Raw genomic sequence first — 15750 nt, forward strand, 5'->3', positions numbered from 1 at the left:
AAATAAAGGGGGCAATAGAAATGGTTCACGTAACAGTAAAGGTTGAGAAACTCAAAAACTATATAAATGGTGAGTGGATAGAAAGCAAAACTAAACAATATGAAGATGTATATAACCCTGCTACTAAAGAAATAATTGCTCAAGTTCCAATTTCTACAAAAGAAGATGTTGATTATGCGATAGAAGTAGCAAGTAAGGCATTTAAAGAGTGGAAAAATACCCCTGTACAAAAACGTGCCAGAATCTTATTTAACTTCCAACAGTTATTACAAAAAAATACAGATGAATTAGCCCGAATTATTACCATTGAAAACGGTAAAAACCTTACAGAAGCATTAGGTGAAGTTGGACGAGGAATTGAAAATGTTGAGTTTGCGGCAGGAGCTCCTACTCTCATGATGGGTGATTCATTGACAACAATCGCAAAAGATGTAGAAATAACAAACTATCGGTATCCAATTGGGGTTGTTGGAGGAATCACACCATTCAACTTCCCGATGATGGTACCTTGCTGGATGTTCCCAATGGCGATTGCAGTAGGGAATACATTTGTACTAAAGCCATCAGAAAGAACGCCATTTTTAGCGCAAAAATTAGCAGAACTATTAGAAGAAGCTGGCTTACCTAAAGGTGTGTTCAATGTAGTCCATGGAGCACACGATGTAGTAAACGGACTTCTCGATCATCCAAAAGTTAAAGCCATTTCATTTGTTGGTTCACAACCAGTTGGTGAATATGTTTACAAACGCGGAAGTGAGAACCTTAAACGTGTCCAAGCCTTAACAGGTGCAAAAAATCACTCCATCGTATTAAATGATGCTGATTTAGAACATGCTGCAACAAATGTTATTGCTTCTGCATTTGGTTCTGCTGGTGAACGCTGCATGGCTTGCTCTGTTGTAACTGTAGAAGAAAGTGTTGCAGATACATTCCTCGATAAATTAATCGAAGAAGCAAAAAATATAAAAATTGGAAATGGTCTAGATGAAGGCGTGTTCCTAGGTCCTGTCATCAGAGAACAAAACCATCAGCGTACATTGGGGTACATCCAAAAAGGCATTGAAGAAGGTGCAAAATTAGTTTGTGATGGCCGCGAAAATGCACTAGAAGAAGGATATTTTGTTGGCCCGACTATTTTTGACGGTGTCACAACAGATATGAGTATTTGGAAAGATGAAATCTTCGCTCCTGTTTTATCAATCGTTCGAGTTAAAAACTTAAAAGAAGCAGTTGAAACAGCAAATGAATCAGAGTTTGCAAATGGTGCATGTATTTATACATCAAATGCTTCATCGATTCGGTACTTCCGTGAAAATATCGATGCAGGTATGTTAGGTGTTAACTTAGGTGTTCCAGCACCAATGGCATTCTTCCCATTCTCTGGTTGGAAATCATCGTTCTACGGAACATTACCTGCCAACGGTAAAGATGGTGTTGAGTTCTATACTCGAAAGAAAGTAGTGACTGCTAACTACAAAGCTCCATCATTTGAATAAGATCTCTACATTTAGCTATTATTCTGGCTAATGTAAGTTAGGATAATAGCTATTAATAAATGACCTACATAGGAGTTGAAACAAGCGTGAGTAAATTACTTCTAAAACCAAATTTTGTAGAAACGTCATCAGGAGTTAAGATTGTCCATGATGTAAATAGCCAAAATTCGCCATTGAAATATGTAGCAATGAAGGTGGTGGATTTAGCTCCTCAAGCTAGCTATAGAGAAGACTTAGGAAAAGTAGAATGTTGTATTGTTGCCTTAACTGGGAAAATAAATGTAACAGACTATATAGAAGTATTTGAAAATATCGGCACTAGAGAAAGCGTTTTCGAAAAGAAATCAACTGACAGTGTCTATATTTCAAATGATCGTTCGTTTGCAATTGAAGCGGTATCAGAAGCACGCGTTATTCTTTGCTATTCGCCATCTGAGAAGCAACTACCTACGAAGCTGATAAAAGCGGAAGATAACAGCATTGAAGATAGAGGAAAGTTTAATAATAAACGGTTAGTACATAATATTTTACCGGATTCGGATCCTTCTGCTAATAGCTTACTAGTAGTAGAGGTGTTTACCGAAAGCGGAAACTGGTCTAGCTATCCTCCTCATAAACATGATCAAGACAATTTACCACATGAATCGTTTTTGGAAGAAACTTACTACCATGAAATGAATCCAAGACAAGGCTTTGTTTTCCAAAGAGTGTATACAGAGGATCGTTCAATCGATGAAACGATGGCAGTAGAAAATGGAGATGTTGTAATAGTCCCAGCAGGGTATCATCCTGTATCGGTTCCAGATGGATATGAATCTTATTATTTAAACATAATGGCAGGGCCGAAAAGAATTTGGAAATTTCACAACGAATCTGCTCATGAGTGGATCCTTGATCGAAAATAATGGAGAGGAGTTGTTAAATAATATGAAAATCGAACTTCATTCAGAAAGAGAATTTGACATCATTGCGATTGGTCGTGCATGTATCGATTTAAACGCAGTGGAATATAACCGTCCAATGGAAGAAACGATGACATTTAAAAAATATGTTGGTGGCTCGCCAGCGAATATCGTCATCGGCATGTCTAAATTAGGCTTAAAAGCAGGTTTTATCGGTAAATTAGCAGATGACCAACATGGCCGTTTTATTGAGCAATATATGAGAGGTGTTGGGGTAGATACAACTCAGCTGGTAGTGGACAGAGAAGGGCATAAGACGGGGTTAGCTTTTACTGAGATTAAAAGCCCAGAAGAATGTAGCATTTTAATGTACCGAGATGAAGTAGCAGACCTTTATTTAAATCCTTCTGAAGTAAATGAAGCGTATATTAAACAGGCAAAAATCCTTCTTGTTTCTGGTACAGCTTTGGCAAAAAGTCTTTCACGTGAAGCGGTATTTAAAGCTATTTATTTAGCGAAGAAGAATAATGTAAAAGTGATATTCGAATTAGACTATCGTGGATATACATGGGTATCACCCGATGAAACATCCGCCTATTATACTTTGGTAGCTGAGCAAGCAGATGTAGTCATAGGTACTCGTGAGGAGTTTAATGTGATGGAAAATAGGACAGATGGAAGCAATGAGGACACGATAAGTCATTTATTTAAACACTCTCCAGAGCTAATTGTTATTAAACATGGTGTTGAAGGGTCATATGCCTATACAAAATCAGGGGAAGTATTCAAAGGTTATGCTTATTTAACGGAAGTATTAAAAACATTTGGTGCAGGTGATTCATACGCTTCCGCTTTCTTATATGCTTTAATTTCGAATAAAGATATTGAAACAGCTCTAAAATACGGAAGTGCCTCTGCGGCAATTGTTGTGAGCAAGCACAGTTCTTCTGAAGCGATGCCAACTGTAGAAGAAATCGAGCATTTAATTGCTGAACATTCCAAAGAAATAGTGGCAAATCAATAAGAGGTGAAGATGACCATGAAGAAAATTAGATTAACTACCGCACAAGCTTTAATCAAATTTTTAAATCAACAATATATCCATATCGATGGCAAGGAATTCCCATTCGTTGAAGGTGTTTTCAATGTGTTCGGTCACGGGAATGTATTAGGGATTGGTCAAGCACTGGAACAAGAAGCAGGTCATTTACATGTTATTCAAGGAAAAAATGAACAAGGGATGGCACACGCTGCCATCGCTTATAGTAAACAAATGTTACGTCAAAAAATTTATGCAGTAACAACTTCTGTTGGACCTGGTTCCGCAAACTTAGTAGCTGCAGCGGGTACAGCTTTAGCTAACAATATCCCTGTGTTGCTTATTCCGGGTGATACATTTGCATCAAGACAGCCGGATCCTGTTTTACAACAAGTTGAACAAGAATATAGCTTAGCAATTACTACGAATGATGCTTTAAAACCTGTTTCAAGATATTGGGATCGTATAACTCGCCCTGAACAGTTAATGTCAAGTTTAATACGTGCTTTTGAGGTAATGACAGATCCAGGGAATTCTGGCCCTGCAACCATTTGTATTGCACAAGATGTTGAAGGTGAAGCATTTGACTACGATGAAAAGTTCTTTGAAAAACGTGTGCATTACTTAGACCGTAAATCACCAGTGGAACGTGAACTAAATGGAGCGGCAGAATTAATCAAAGCAAGTAAAAAACCAGTAATTCTTGTTGGCGGTGGAGCGAAATATTCAGGTGCCCGTGACATTTTAATTGCCTTATCCGAGAAACATAATATCCCATTAGTAGAAACGCAGGCTGGTAAGGCTACAATTGAGTCCACTTTTAAAAATAACCTGGGTGGAATGGGGATTACAGGTACTCTTGCGGCTAATAAGGCTGCGCGCCAGTCGGATTTAATAATTGGTATTGGTACTAGATACACTGATTTTGCAACTTCATCTAAAACAGCATTCAGCTTTGAAACAACAAAGTTTTTAAATATTAACGTTAGCCGTTTTCAAACATACAAGTTAGATGCCTTCCAGGTAGTAGCAGATGCTAAAACAACATTAGAGCAATTGGCACCACTTATAGAAGGATATCAGAGTGAGTTCGGACAAATCATTGAGGATTTAAAAGAAGAGTGGAATGCTGAGCGGGACCGTCTAAGTAAAGTGGCCTTTTCTCGTGAAAACTTCGCTCCAGAAGTTAAAAACCATTTCTCACAAGAGGTATTCAATGAATATGCTGATGCTCTTAACACAGAATTGGCACAAACAACAGCATTAATTGCTGTCAATGATACGATTGCACCAGATAGTACGATTATTACTTCTGCTGGATCACTTCCAGGCGATGCACAGCGTATTTGGAATCCAACAGTGCCGAATACGTATAACGTAGAATATGGTTATTCATGTATGGGTTACGAAGTATCAGGAGCATTAGGCATTAAATTGGCCGAACCAACTAAAGAAGTTTATTCACTTGTTGGTGACGGAAGTTTTTTAATGTTGCACTCAGAGTTAATTACAGCCATTCAATACGGCAAAAAAATTAATATTATTCTATTTGATAACTCAGGATTCGGCTGTATCAATAATTTACAAATGGATCATGGTGGCGGTAGCTATTTTTGTGAATTTAGAACATATGAAAACAAAATCTTAAATATTGATTATGCGAAGGTAGCAGAAGGATATGGTGCAAAAACATATCGAGTTAATACAGTTGAGCAATTAAAAGACGCCTTGAAAGATGCGAAAAAACAAGAAGTTTCAACTTTAATAGATATTAAAGTGCTTCCAAAAACAATGACTGATGGTTATGACAGCTGGTGGAATGTAGGAGTGGCGGAAGTATCTAACAGGGAAAGTATCCAGGAGGCACATATAGCTAGACTGCAAAAATTAGAAACAGCAAAACAATACTAGTGGGATGAGATTTCTAATAAATTTACTCCGACCACATTAATATTTACATCTTCCTATATGAAGATCTTTAATATTGACAAGAGAGGTGAGGTGGAAGTGACTTCAGTATCGACAAGATTAGTTTCGATGAAGAATATGCTTTTAAAAGCAAAAGAAGAGAAATATGCAGTTGCACAAATCAATATTAATAATTTCCATTGGGCTGAAGCAATTTTAGAAGCTGCACAAGAAGAGCAATCTCCTATTATTGTAGCTTCTTCTGATAGACTTGTAGATTATTTAGGTGGATTTAAAACAATTGCTACAATGATTAATAGTATTGTAGAAACAAAGAATATAACCATACCCATCGCTTTACACTTAGATCATGGAGTTAGTGTGGACCGTTGTAAAGAGGCGATTGATGCTGGATATACTTCCGTTATGATTGATGGATCACACCATCCAATTGATAAAAATATCGAAATGACTAAAATAGTAGTTGATTATGCAAGTCTTTATGGTGTTTCAGTTGAAGCAGAAGTTGGTACTGTAGGTGGTAATGAAGACGGACTTATTGGTGGCATTCAATATGCAGATCCAGGGGAATGTTTACGTATTGTCAAAGAAACAGGAATTGATGCATTAGCAGCAGCTCTTGGTTCTGTACATGGTCCATACAAAGGTGAGCCGAAGTTAGGGTTTACTGAGATGAAGGAGATTTCAAAGTTGACTAATATACCACTTGTTTTACATGGAGGCTCTGGTATCCCTAGTTTTCAAATACAAAAGGCTATTGAACTAGGCCATGCAAAGATAAACGTGAATACAGAGTGTTTACAGTCATGGGCAAAAGCTGTTCGTGAAGTATTGACTAAGGATAAAGAGGTTTATGATGTTCGTACTATCCTTTCTCCAGGTAAAGAAGCTGTAAAACAAACTGTAAAAGCAAAAATTACAGAATTCAAATCAAATAATAAAGCCTGATCAAGAAAGATTCTATTTGAGAAGGGATCTTTTTACCTTGAATATTCGTAAAATTCCGAACCGCAAACTAAGATTAAGGCGCGCACATTGGGATGACTTTTTTTGACTTTCAGTGATGTTGAAATGATAGAACCATCCCCATGTGTAATTGAAAAGATGGACGTGGTAAGTTGAGAAAGTTACATATTAATAAAACTAAGTATCTCTTCATCATCGTTTCATTTTTATTATGGTTTCCGCACTTTCTTTATGTTTCCATTTTATCACCCTATATGGAATCAATCGGGGGTGGTTATACATTTATCGGAATTGTGTTAAGCAGTTATGGACTAATGCAGCTTCTGTGCAGACTCCCGATTGGAATTTTTTCTGATTTACTAAAATTGAAAAAGCCTTTTATTATTTTAGGGATGATTGCAAGTACCGTCAGTTGTACGCTTTTTTTGACAACGGATCGTTTAGGATGGATTCTAGTGGCTCGTTTAATTGCAGGACTCGCAGCATCATCATGGGTAGCATTTACCGTATTATATTCTAGCTACTTCACAGATAAAGAAGTTCATCGGGCAATGGGGCGCATTTCATTTATTATTGTCGTAGCTCAATTTTTAGGTATGACTTTTAGTGGATATTTAGTAGATGCGTGGGGATGGAAGGCTCCATTTTGGATTGCCGCACTATTTAGTCTGCTCGGTACCATTCTTTCCTTCTTTATTTTTGAACCGAAAGAAAGAATTGAAAGGCCTTCTGTAAAGTTGAATGAATTAGCATCCGTTATACGAGAAGCGTCGTTATTAAAAGTATCTGTCTTATCAATATTAGCCCATAGTATCATCTTTTCCACCATGTTTGGATTTACATCCCATTATGCTTTAGAGATCGGATTTAAACCTAGGGAACTTACATTTATTGTGAATGCTTTTATGATCCCTCATGCAGTTGCAACACTTTTTATTGGGAGTGTTCTAGTTCCACGGTTAGGTGAATGGCGATCCTTGTTAATAGCATTTTCTATAACAGCCTTTATTACATTAATGATTCCTATTGTACAAACTAAATGGTTATTTTTGGTCATTCAAGGATTTAGCGGTTTTACGCTTGGATTAATTTTTCCACTCCTATTAGGGATGTCAATAGAAAAAATCTCACCTGATAAAAGAGCGACAGCGATGGGAGCATATCAGGCACTATATGCTATTGGAATCTTTGCCGGTCCGTTTTTTACAGGAATATTTAATTCAATGTTTGGAATTAGTGCTGGATTTTATTTTGTTGGGCTACTAGGCTTACTAGCTACTATTTTAGTTATTATGTGGGGTAAGAGTGGGAAAGTTCAAAATTTGTAAACGTTCAACAAAAATGACTGGAGAGCAAAAAATTTAGTATTTATCTAATCTTAACTGTAAGCGCTAACATTGGGTTTTGTGTGAGAAAAATGGTTTTGATTTGTAATGGAGTTTCAGGGGGAGGGGAAAGCATGAGTAATCAAACAATTAAGACAAATAATCACAAAAGCTATTTGCAAATTATTATGATTTCTGCAACATTCGGGGGACTTCTTTTTGGTTACGACACAGGTGTAATTAACGGTGCCCTACCTTTTATGTCAAAAGCTGATCAACTGAATTTAACACCAGTTACACAAGGTCTTGTTACGAGCATTCTCCTAATAGGGGCAGCATTAGGTGCTTTGTTTGGAGGTAAATTAGCTGATCATTTTGGTCGACGCAAAATGATTCTTAATCTAGCATTCTTGTTCTTTGTTGCATCTCTGGGAACTAGTTTTGCACCAAACGTACCTGTTATGGTTTTAGCTCGCTTTTTCTTAGGTCTTGCAGTTGGTGGTGCATCTTCAATGGTACCAGCCTTCTTAGCTGAAATGGCGCCTACTGAGAAAAGAGCACGGATGGTTACACAAAACGAACTAATGATTGTAGGTGGACAATTTTTAGCATATGTTTTCAATGCAATTCTCGGAGTTACAATGGGTGATGTTGGGCATGTTTGGAGATATATGTTATTGATATGTACGATTCCGGCAGTAATGCTATTTTTAGGGATGCTTATTGTTCCAGAGAGTCCACGTTGGCTTATTTCAAAAGGGAGAAAAGAAGAAGCCTTGCAAGTTCTTCGACAAATACGTGATGAAAAAAGTGCAAATATTGAATTTAAGGAAATTGAAGCAGTAATAAAAAAAGAAACGGATATTGAAAAGGTTTTATTAAAAGACTTTTCTACACCATGGCTACGTCGTATTTTATTTATTGGAATTGGAGTTGCCATTGTTAATCAAATTACAGGTGTTAATTCGATTATGTATTACGGCACTCAAATTCTCGAAAAATCTGGCTTTGGTACACAGGCTGCATTAATCGCTAATATTGCTAATGGTCTTATTTCAGTAATAGCGGTATGTTTCGGTATTTGGCTTATTGGTAAAGTTAACCGTCGTCCAATGTTGATTCTTGGTTTATCTGGAACTACAACAGCACTGTTTCTAATTGCGATCTTCTCAATCATTCTTGAAGGATCTTCTTTACTGCCATATGTAGTTCTTTCCTTAACTGTTATGTTCCTTGCCTTTATGCAAGGGTTTGTTGGACCGGTAACATGGCTAGTAATAGCTGAAATATTCCCACAAAGATTAAGAGGTCTTGGTACGGGGATCAGTGTATTTTTCCTATGGATCGTAAACGCTGTTATTGGTTTTTCCTTCCCAATTTTACTAAGTTCAATAGGTTTGGCTGCAACATTCTTTGCTTTCGTGGCAATTGGATTATTAGGAATCTGGTTTGTTTATAAATGTATGCCAGAAACTAATGGCCGTTCCCTTGAGGAGCTAGAACAAGAATTCCGTTCAATATATGAAAAAGAAAACAATATTAATCTAGCTACAATAAAAGAGGCTCAATAAGAATTGTTGTACTTAGGTGTGCATTGGTTTAGGTGAAATTTCTGAATTTTTCAGAATGGGAGATTTCCCCTGCTAAACGAATATATAATTCTAAGGGGTGAGGTGTTTTAGATGAGCATTAAAATTTCAGGAGCCCCATGTTGTTGGGGTGTGGATAATCCAAAAAATCCTTATCTTCCACCTTGGGAGAGGGTGTTAAATGAAGCAGCGGAAGCAGGTTTTAAAGGGATTGAGCTAGGCCCATATGGATATATACCTATGGATATTGAAAGGGTAAAAGCTGAGCTTTCTAAAAATGAATTAACGATTATTGCAGGAACGATCTTTGATGATTTAGTATCTGAATCTAATTTAGAAAATTTATTACATCAAGTAGATGACATTTGTTCATTAATAACCAAACTTCCCTCAACACCACAGGAAAAGGGTCAGAAATTTCCAACGCCATACTTAACGATTATGGATTGGGGACATGATGGACGTGATTACTACGCAGGTCATCCAGATAAAGCAGTAAGATTATCAGAGGAGAATTGGAATCAAATGATGAAACATATTCGTTTAATCTCTGAGCGAGCTTGGAAAAAATACGGGGTACGTCCAGTTATTCATCCACATGCAGGGGGATATATCGAATTTGAAGATGAAATAAATAAGCTTATTGGGGACCTTCCATATGAAACTGCGGGTCTTTGCCTAGATACGGGGCATCTATACTACTCAAAAATGGATCCGGTTGAGTGGCTTAGAAAATGTGTAGATCGTCTTGATTATATACATTTTAAAGATATTGATCTTACTATTTATAATCAAGTAATGGGAGAACGTATACGCTTCTTTGATGCATGTAGTATAGGCGTTATGTGTCCGATTGGTCAGGGCGTGATTGATTATGATTCTATTCACCAATTATTGATGGAAATTAATTATCATGGATACATTACAATTGAACAAGAACGTGATCCTAGAAACGCTGGTACAAGTTTACATGATGTTAAACAAAGTATTGATTATTTAATAAGTGTTGGTTATTAATTCGAAAAAGAAAAGAGGAATATAGGCATGATCTATGGAGAAAAAAATGTTGATAAACCAATTCGGTGGGCAATGGTTGGTGGTGGCAAGGGAAGTCAAATTGGGTATATCCATCGTTCAGCAGCATTACGAGATAATAATTTTCAATTAGTAGCTGGAGCATTTGATATTCATCCAGAACGCGGAAAGGATTTCGGGGTCAATTTACATGTTGATCCAGAGCGCTGCTATCCCGATTATAAAACAATGTTTGAGGAAGAAGCTAAACGCGCAGATGGCATTCAGGCTGTTTCTATTGCTACTCCAAATGGAACTCATTTTGAAATAACGAAAGCTGCGTTAAACGCCGGTTTACATGTGGTTTGCGAAAAACCATTATGCTTTACGACCAAAGAGGGTGAAGAATTAGAGACTCTTGCCAAAATAAAAAATCGCGTTGTCGGTATTACATATGGTTATGCTGGATATCAGATGATTGAACAGGCACGTCAGATGATTGCTAACGGAGATTTAGGTGAAATAAGAATTGTCAAAATGCAATTTGCACATGGCTTCCATTCATCAGCGGTTGAAGAAGGAAATGCGAGTACGAAATGGCGTGTCGATCCTAAAATAGCAGGCCCTAGCTATGTATTAGGTGACTTAGGAACACATTCTGTTTATTTATCTGAGGTGCTATTGCCAAATTTAAAAATTAAGAAATTAATGTGCTCACGTCAAAGTTTTGTAAAAAGTCGTGCTCCGTTAGAGGATAATGCTTTTACGATTATGGTATATGATAACGGTGCAATTGGAGAGGTTTGGTCTTCGTGTGTGAATGCTGGTTCCATGCACGGGCAAACGATTCGAGTCATCGGTTCAAAGGCAAGTATTGAATGGTGGGATGAACACCCTAACCAATTACGTTACGAAGTTCAAGGGAAACCTGTCCAAGTTTTAGATCGTGGAATGGACTATCTTTACCAGGAGGCTTTAGCGGATGACCGTATAAGTGGAGGACATCCTGAAGGACTCTTTGAAAGCTGGTCTAATCTATATACGCGTTTTGCCATTGCCATGGAAGCTACGGACCGTGGAGAAACATTAGAAAATATATGGTACCCAGATATTAAAGCAGGTGTCGAAGGAGTTCGGTGGATAGAGAACTGTGTACGTTCTGCTGATAATGGTGCAATTTGGGTTGAATATAAATAAATATCACTGATTGATCTAGTGATAAGGTTTTGGAACAGCTTACACCAATAACCATTTTTAATTTTCGGAAATTTAAAACTACTTCGATAAATATAAGTAATAATTTTCGGGTCTTATGATGAATTAAAAGTAGAAAGGAGACTTTAATGCGAACAATTGAGAAAATCAAATTTGCCTGTGCTCCTATCGCATGGACGAATGATGATATGCCAGAGTTAGGTAAAGAAAATACATTTGAGCAATGCATTAGTGAAATGGCATTAGCCGGCTATTCTGGAACAGAAATTGGTAATAAGTACCCTAAAGATCCAGCTGCATTAAGAAAATATTTAGAACCGAGACAACTTCAGGTGGCAAGTGCCTGGTTCAGTACTTATTTAACAATAAAACCATTTGAAGAGACGAAACAGGCTTTTATCCAGCATCGTGATTTTTTACATGCAATGGGGGCAAAGGTTATTGTTGTAGCGGAACAAGGGCTAAGTATTCAAGGTCAAATGGATACACCCTTATTTCAAGAAAAACCAATTTTTAAAGATTCAGAGTGGGGTTTATTAATACACGGCTTAGAATCCTTAGGTGAATTAGCGCACGAAAAGGGGATGGAGATTGTTTACCATCACCATATGGGAACGGGGATTCAAACAACAGAAGAAATTGAATACTTAATGGAAAATACATCACCCAATAAAGTATCCCTATTGTTCGATACAGGACATTTAGTATTCTCGGGGGAGGATCCTTTGGAGATTTTTAGGAAATATCAATCTCGTATCAAGCATATACACTTTAAAGATATTCGTGAGGATGTGGCAAAAGAAGTTAAAGAACAGAAAGATAGTTTTTTAACAGGGGTTAAAAAAGGTGTCTTTACGGTACCAGGAGATGGAATCATTGACTTTCATCCTATCATGGATGCAATTGTTGGAAGTGGATATGAGGGATGGATAGTAGTAGAGGCCGAGCAAGACCCCGCAAAAGCCAATCCATTTGAATATGCTCTTAAAGCAAGAAAATATATCAATGAATTAATAGTAAACAAACTTATTGTTCGATAAATAGTTTCAAGTAGAATGGATGCGATAAAGTCGGATATCCTCCTTTTTTCATAAAGTTGCTCATCACCACACGTTTTGGTGAAGAGCTCATAAAGTCGTAAAGCTGTGGATTTTTGGAAATATAGATTAGTTAGTTTATAAGATTATTACCGAAACATTTTTTTAAGAGTGCTTTAAATTTACAGAATATTTATAAAGTAAAATTTCTTGATAAAAATTGAAGGTTAAAAATGAGGGGGATTTTAACTATGACATTACGATTTGGTGTAGTAGGTACAGGCGCAATAGGTAGAGAACATATTAATAGAATTACAAATAAATTATCTGGTGGTGAAATAGTTGCCGTAACAGATGTTAATCAAGATTCAGCAAGACAAGCAGTTGAAAAATATCAATTGAATGCAGTAGTGTATCAGGATGATAAAACCTTAATTGCCAGTGAAAATGTAGATGCAATACTTGTTACGAGTTGGGGGCCTGCGCATGAAGGAACTGTTTTAGCTGCTATTGAAGCTGGAAAATATGTATTTTGCGAAAAACCTTTAGCAACTACTGCAGAAGGTTGTAGGAGAATAATTGAGACTGAAATGAAGAAAGGGAAAAAATTAGTTCAAGTTGGTTTTATGCGCCGTTATGATAGCGGTTACATCCAATTAAAACATGCGATCGAGAATAATGAAATAGGCGAGCCATTAATGATTCACGCTGCACACCGCAATCCAGAAGTTGACGAAAGCTATACAACTGAGATGGCTGTTGTTGATACATTAATCCATGAAATTGATGTCTTACATTGGCTAGTAAGTGATGATTATACATCAGTACAAGTTGTTTTCCCGAAAAAAACAAAATATGCACATAATCAATTACAGGATCCTCAACTATTTACAATCAAAACGAAAAGCGGAATTGTTATAACTGTAGAGGTATTTGTCAATTGTAAGTATGGATATGATATTCAATGTGAAGTGATTGGCGAAGAGGGAATCGCAAAGTTACCTGAATACTCCAGTATCGTATTAAGAAAAGCTGAAAAATTAAGCACCAATATCTTAAATGATTGGAAATCCCGTTTTATGGAGGCGTATGACGTTGAATTACAGGATTTTATCGATTCAATTACCAAAACTGGTGAACCTAAAGGACCGACATCGTGGGATGGCTATGTTGCAGCTGTAACGTCTGATGCCTGTGTTAAAGCTCAACTAACAGGCGAAAAGGAATTCATTACACTTCAAGAGAAACCAGAGTTTTATTGTGAAACTACAGTTAGTGAAATTATGAAATAAACTGTTGGTGCTTGTGTACCTACTAAAGAAAGGGGAAATTAAATTGCGTTTAGCATATGATCCGTCACATTACCGTGACAATACTAATTTAAAAAATACTATCGATACAGTTGCTAGATTAGGATATGAATGGGTAGAGTTATCTCCACGTAAAGATTTTATATGGTTTTATCAATATCCGAAGGTTGATAAGCAGCTCATAAAAGATTTAAAAAGATATTGTACAGATGCTGGCGTGAAAATATCTTCTGTACTTCCTGTTCAACAATGGTCTTCACCAATCGAAGAAGAACGTCAGGCTGCGGTGAGGAATTGGAAACGTAGTATAGAGATCACTTCTGAATTGGATGTAGATTTGATGAACACTGAATTTGCCGGTGACAAAAGCCGTCCTGTAGATAGTGAAGGCGCCTTTGTGAAATCAATGGAAGAGCTCATGCCACTTTTTGAAAAGGAAGGCATCAATCTGAATATACAATCCCATCCTAATGATTTTATTGAGTTGAACTCAGAAGCAATTCGAATGATTCGTGCCTTTGATAAAGATTGGATTAAGTTAGTATACTCTGTGCCACACGCTTTCTACTATGATGATGGCATTGGTGATGTAGCAAGGCACTTAGATGAAGCTGGAGATTTACTTGCCCATGTTCTAATTGCTGATACGCTTAATCACAAAGCTGCATTTGGGTTACGTTATATTATTAACCCTCCTAATGCCAATGTAACTATCCATCAGCATTTGAATCCTGGTGAAGGGGAAATTAACTTTGATGCATTGTATCGGAAATTAAGAGAAATGAAGTTTGATGGGATTGTCACAAATTCAGTATTTGCTTATCCTGATAAACCAGAGTGGTCAAATGAAGTAACGCTGAAATCGATTAGAGAGGGATTAAATATTTAGGTAGTTTGAAATCCCCATCTTACGGGAAGCCGATTTTCAGAATACGTAACTTGAAAGAGAAGGAGGAAAAGATTCTATGAAATTATCATATGTAACAGATAGCTTAGGCCACTTACCCTTTGAAGAAATGTTGGACTTTGTAGCAGAGTTAGGTATTGATACGATTGAAATGACTACGGGAGGGTGGTCTTCAGCACCTCATTTAAAATTAGATGAATTATTAGAAAGTGAGCAAAAACGAAGTGAATTTTTAACTAGTTTAGAAAAACGTAATATCAAACTTTGTGCTTTAAATTGTTCGGGCAATCCTTTAGAGCCGGGTGAACTTGGTAAACAGCATCAGGAAGTTACAGAGAAAACAATGGAATTAGCTAAATTGTTAGGCGTAAAAAAAGTCATTATGATGAGTGGACTCCCAGCAGGAGGCCCTGAAGATAAGATTCCCAACTGGATTACATATACTATTAGCTGGCCGCCAGCCCTTAAAGAAATTTTAGATTATCAATGGAATGAAGTGGCTATTCCGTATTGGAAATCTTTGGTGAAAAAAGCTGGAGCATGTGGTGTAGAAAAGATTGCTCTAGAAAATTTCAGTTCCCAATTAGTATATAATCCAGAAACTTTATTTAGATTGCGCAATGCAGTTGGACCAATCGTTGGCTTAAACCTAGATCCAAGCCATCTAATTTGGATGGGTGCCGATCCAATTTTGGCAGCTAGAGAATTAGGGGAGGCTATTCATCATGTTCATGGTAAGGATGTTCGACTAGAGAGACATCTATCAGCTGTGAATGGTGTTTTGGAAACAAAAGAAATAACAGATATTACAAAAAGAGCTTGGAATTATGTAGCAGTGGGTTGTGGACAAGACTTGCAATGGTGGAAAGAGTTCTTCTCAGTAGTGAAGATGATGGGATACGATGCAGAAGTATCTTTAGAGATGGAAGATTTAACCATGTCAGCGGAAGCGGGGATAAGAACGTCTATCAATGCTTTACAACAAACATTAAGCTTTTAGAGATCAAAGGGAAATAATCAC

At 37.0% G+C, this 15750-nt stretch carries 13 protein-coding genes; all 13 read left to right on the forward strand.

Annotated features, from left to right (window positions below; all coding sequences use genetic code 11):
• The first annotated feature begins 20 nt into the window (after nucleotides 1-20).
• The 13 genes from QUF91_RS10880 to QUF91_RS10940 all read left to right on the forward strand — a co-directional run bounded on the left by QUF91_RS10880 (nucleotide 21) and on the right by QUF91_RS10940 (nucleotide 15729).
• Entirely contained in the window at nucleotides 21-1496 is a 1476-nt protein-coding gene (locus tag QUF91_RS10880; RefSeq protein WP_289417778.1) for a CoA-acylating methylmalonate-semialdehyde dehydrogenase, read from the forward strand.
• 86 nt (nucleotides 1497-1582) lie between these two features.
• Nucleotides 1583-2401 carry a 5-deoxy-glucuronate isomerase gene (iolB, locus tag QUF91_RS10885; RefSeq protein WP_289417779.1) on the forward strand — a complete coding sequence of 273 codons (819 nt, stop codon included), beginning with the start codon at nucleotides 1583-1585 and terminating at the stop codon, nucleotides 2399-2401.
• 22 nt (nucleotides 2402-2423) lie between these two features.
• Nucleotides 2424-3422 (forward strand): 5-dehydro-2-deoxygluconokinase, encoded by a 999-nt coding sequence (gene iolC, locus QUF91_RS10890; protein WP_289417780.1) that lies wholly within the window; start codon nucleotides 2424-2426, stop codon nucleotides 3420-3422.
• Between the two features lie 15 nt (nucleotides 3423-3437).
• A complete protein-coding gene (gene iolD, locus QUF91_RS10895; RefSeq protein WP_289417781.1) occupies nucleotides 3438-5348 on the forward strand; it encodes a 3D-(3,5/4)-trihydroxycyclohexane-1,2-dione acylhydrolase (decyclizing) in 1911 nt (636 codons plus the stop codon).
• A 126-nt stretch (nucleotides 5349-5474) separates the two neighbouring features.
• A complete protein-coding gene (gene fba, locus QUF91_RS10900) occupies nucleotides 5475-6314 on the forward strand; it encodes a class II fructose-1,6-bisphosphate aldolase (RefSeq protein ID WP_289420050.1) in 840 nt (279 codons plus the stop codon).
• 170 nt (nucleotides 6315-6484) lie between these two features.
• Entirely contained in the window at nucleotides 6485-7660 is a 1176-nt protein-coding gene (locus QUF91_RS10905; RefSeq protein ID WP_289417782.1) for an MFS transporter, read from the forward strand.
• Nucleotides 7661-7791: 131 nt separating this feature from the next.
• Nucleotides 7792-9228, forward strand: a complete 1437-nt coding sequence (locus tag QUF91_RS10910; protein WP_483308083.1) for a sugar porter family MFS transporter — start codon at nucleotides 7792-7794, stop codon at nucleotides 9226-9228.
• A gap of 111 nt (nucleotides 9229-9339) precedes the next feature.
• On the forward strand, nucleotides 9340-10263 hold the full coding sequence (locus tag QUF91_RS10915; RefSeq protein ID WP_289417783.1) for a sugar phosphate isomerase/epimerase family protein: 924 nt from the start codon (nucleotides 9340-9342) through the stop codon (nucleotides 10261-10263).
• A 27-nt stretch (nucleotides 10264-10290) separates the two neighbouring features.
• Nucleotides 10291-11457, forward strand: a complete 1167-nt coding sequence (locus tag QUF91_RS10920) for a Gfo/Idh/MocA family protein (protein ID WP_289417784.1) — start codon at nucleotides 10291-10293, stop codon at nucleotides 11455-11457.
• A 146-nt stretch (nucleotides 11458-11603) separates the two neighbouring features.
• Complete coding sequence (gene iolE, locus QUF91_RS10925; RefSeq protein WP_289417785.1) at nucleotides 11604-12515, forward strand: myo-inosose-2 dehydratase; 912 nt, start codon at nucleotides 11604-11606, stop codon at nucleotides 12513-12515.
• Between the two features lie 248 nt (nucleotides 12516-12763).
• Nucleotides 12764-13804, forward strand: coding sequence for a bifunctional inositol 2-dehydrogenase/D-chiro-inositol 1-dehydrogenase (gene iolG, locus QUF91_RS10930; RefSeq protein WP_289417786.1), 1041 nt, complete (start codon nucleotides 12764-12766; stop codon nucleotides 13802-13804).
• Between the two features lie 43 nt (nucleotides 13805-13847).
• Nucleotides 13848-14711, forward strand: coding sequence for a sugar phosphate isomerase/epimerase family protein (locus QUF91_RS10935; RefSeq protein WP_289417787.1), 864 nt, complete (start codon nucleotides 13848-13850; stop codon nucleotides 14709-14711).
• Nucleotides 14712-14787: 76 nt separating this feature from the next.
• Nucleotides 14788-15729, forward strand: a complete 942-nt coding sequence (locus QUF91_RS10940) for a sugar phosphate isomerase/epimerase family protein (RefSeq protein WP_289417788.1) — start codon at nucleotides 14788-14790, stop codon at nucleotides 15727-15729.
• The last annotated feature ends 21 nt before the right edge of the window (nucleotides 15730-15750 follow it).

Origin of the sequence: Lysinibacillus sp. G4S2 (assembly GCF_030348505.1) — a bacterium.
GTDB lineage: Bacteria > Bacillota > Bacilli > Bacillales_A > Planococcaceae > Lysinibacillus.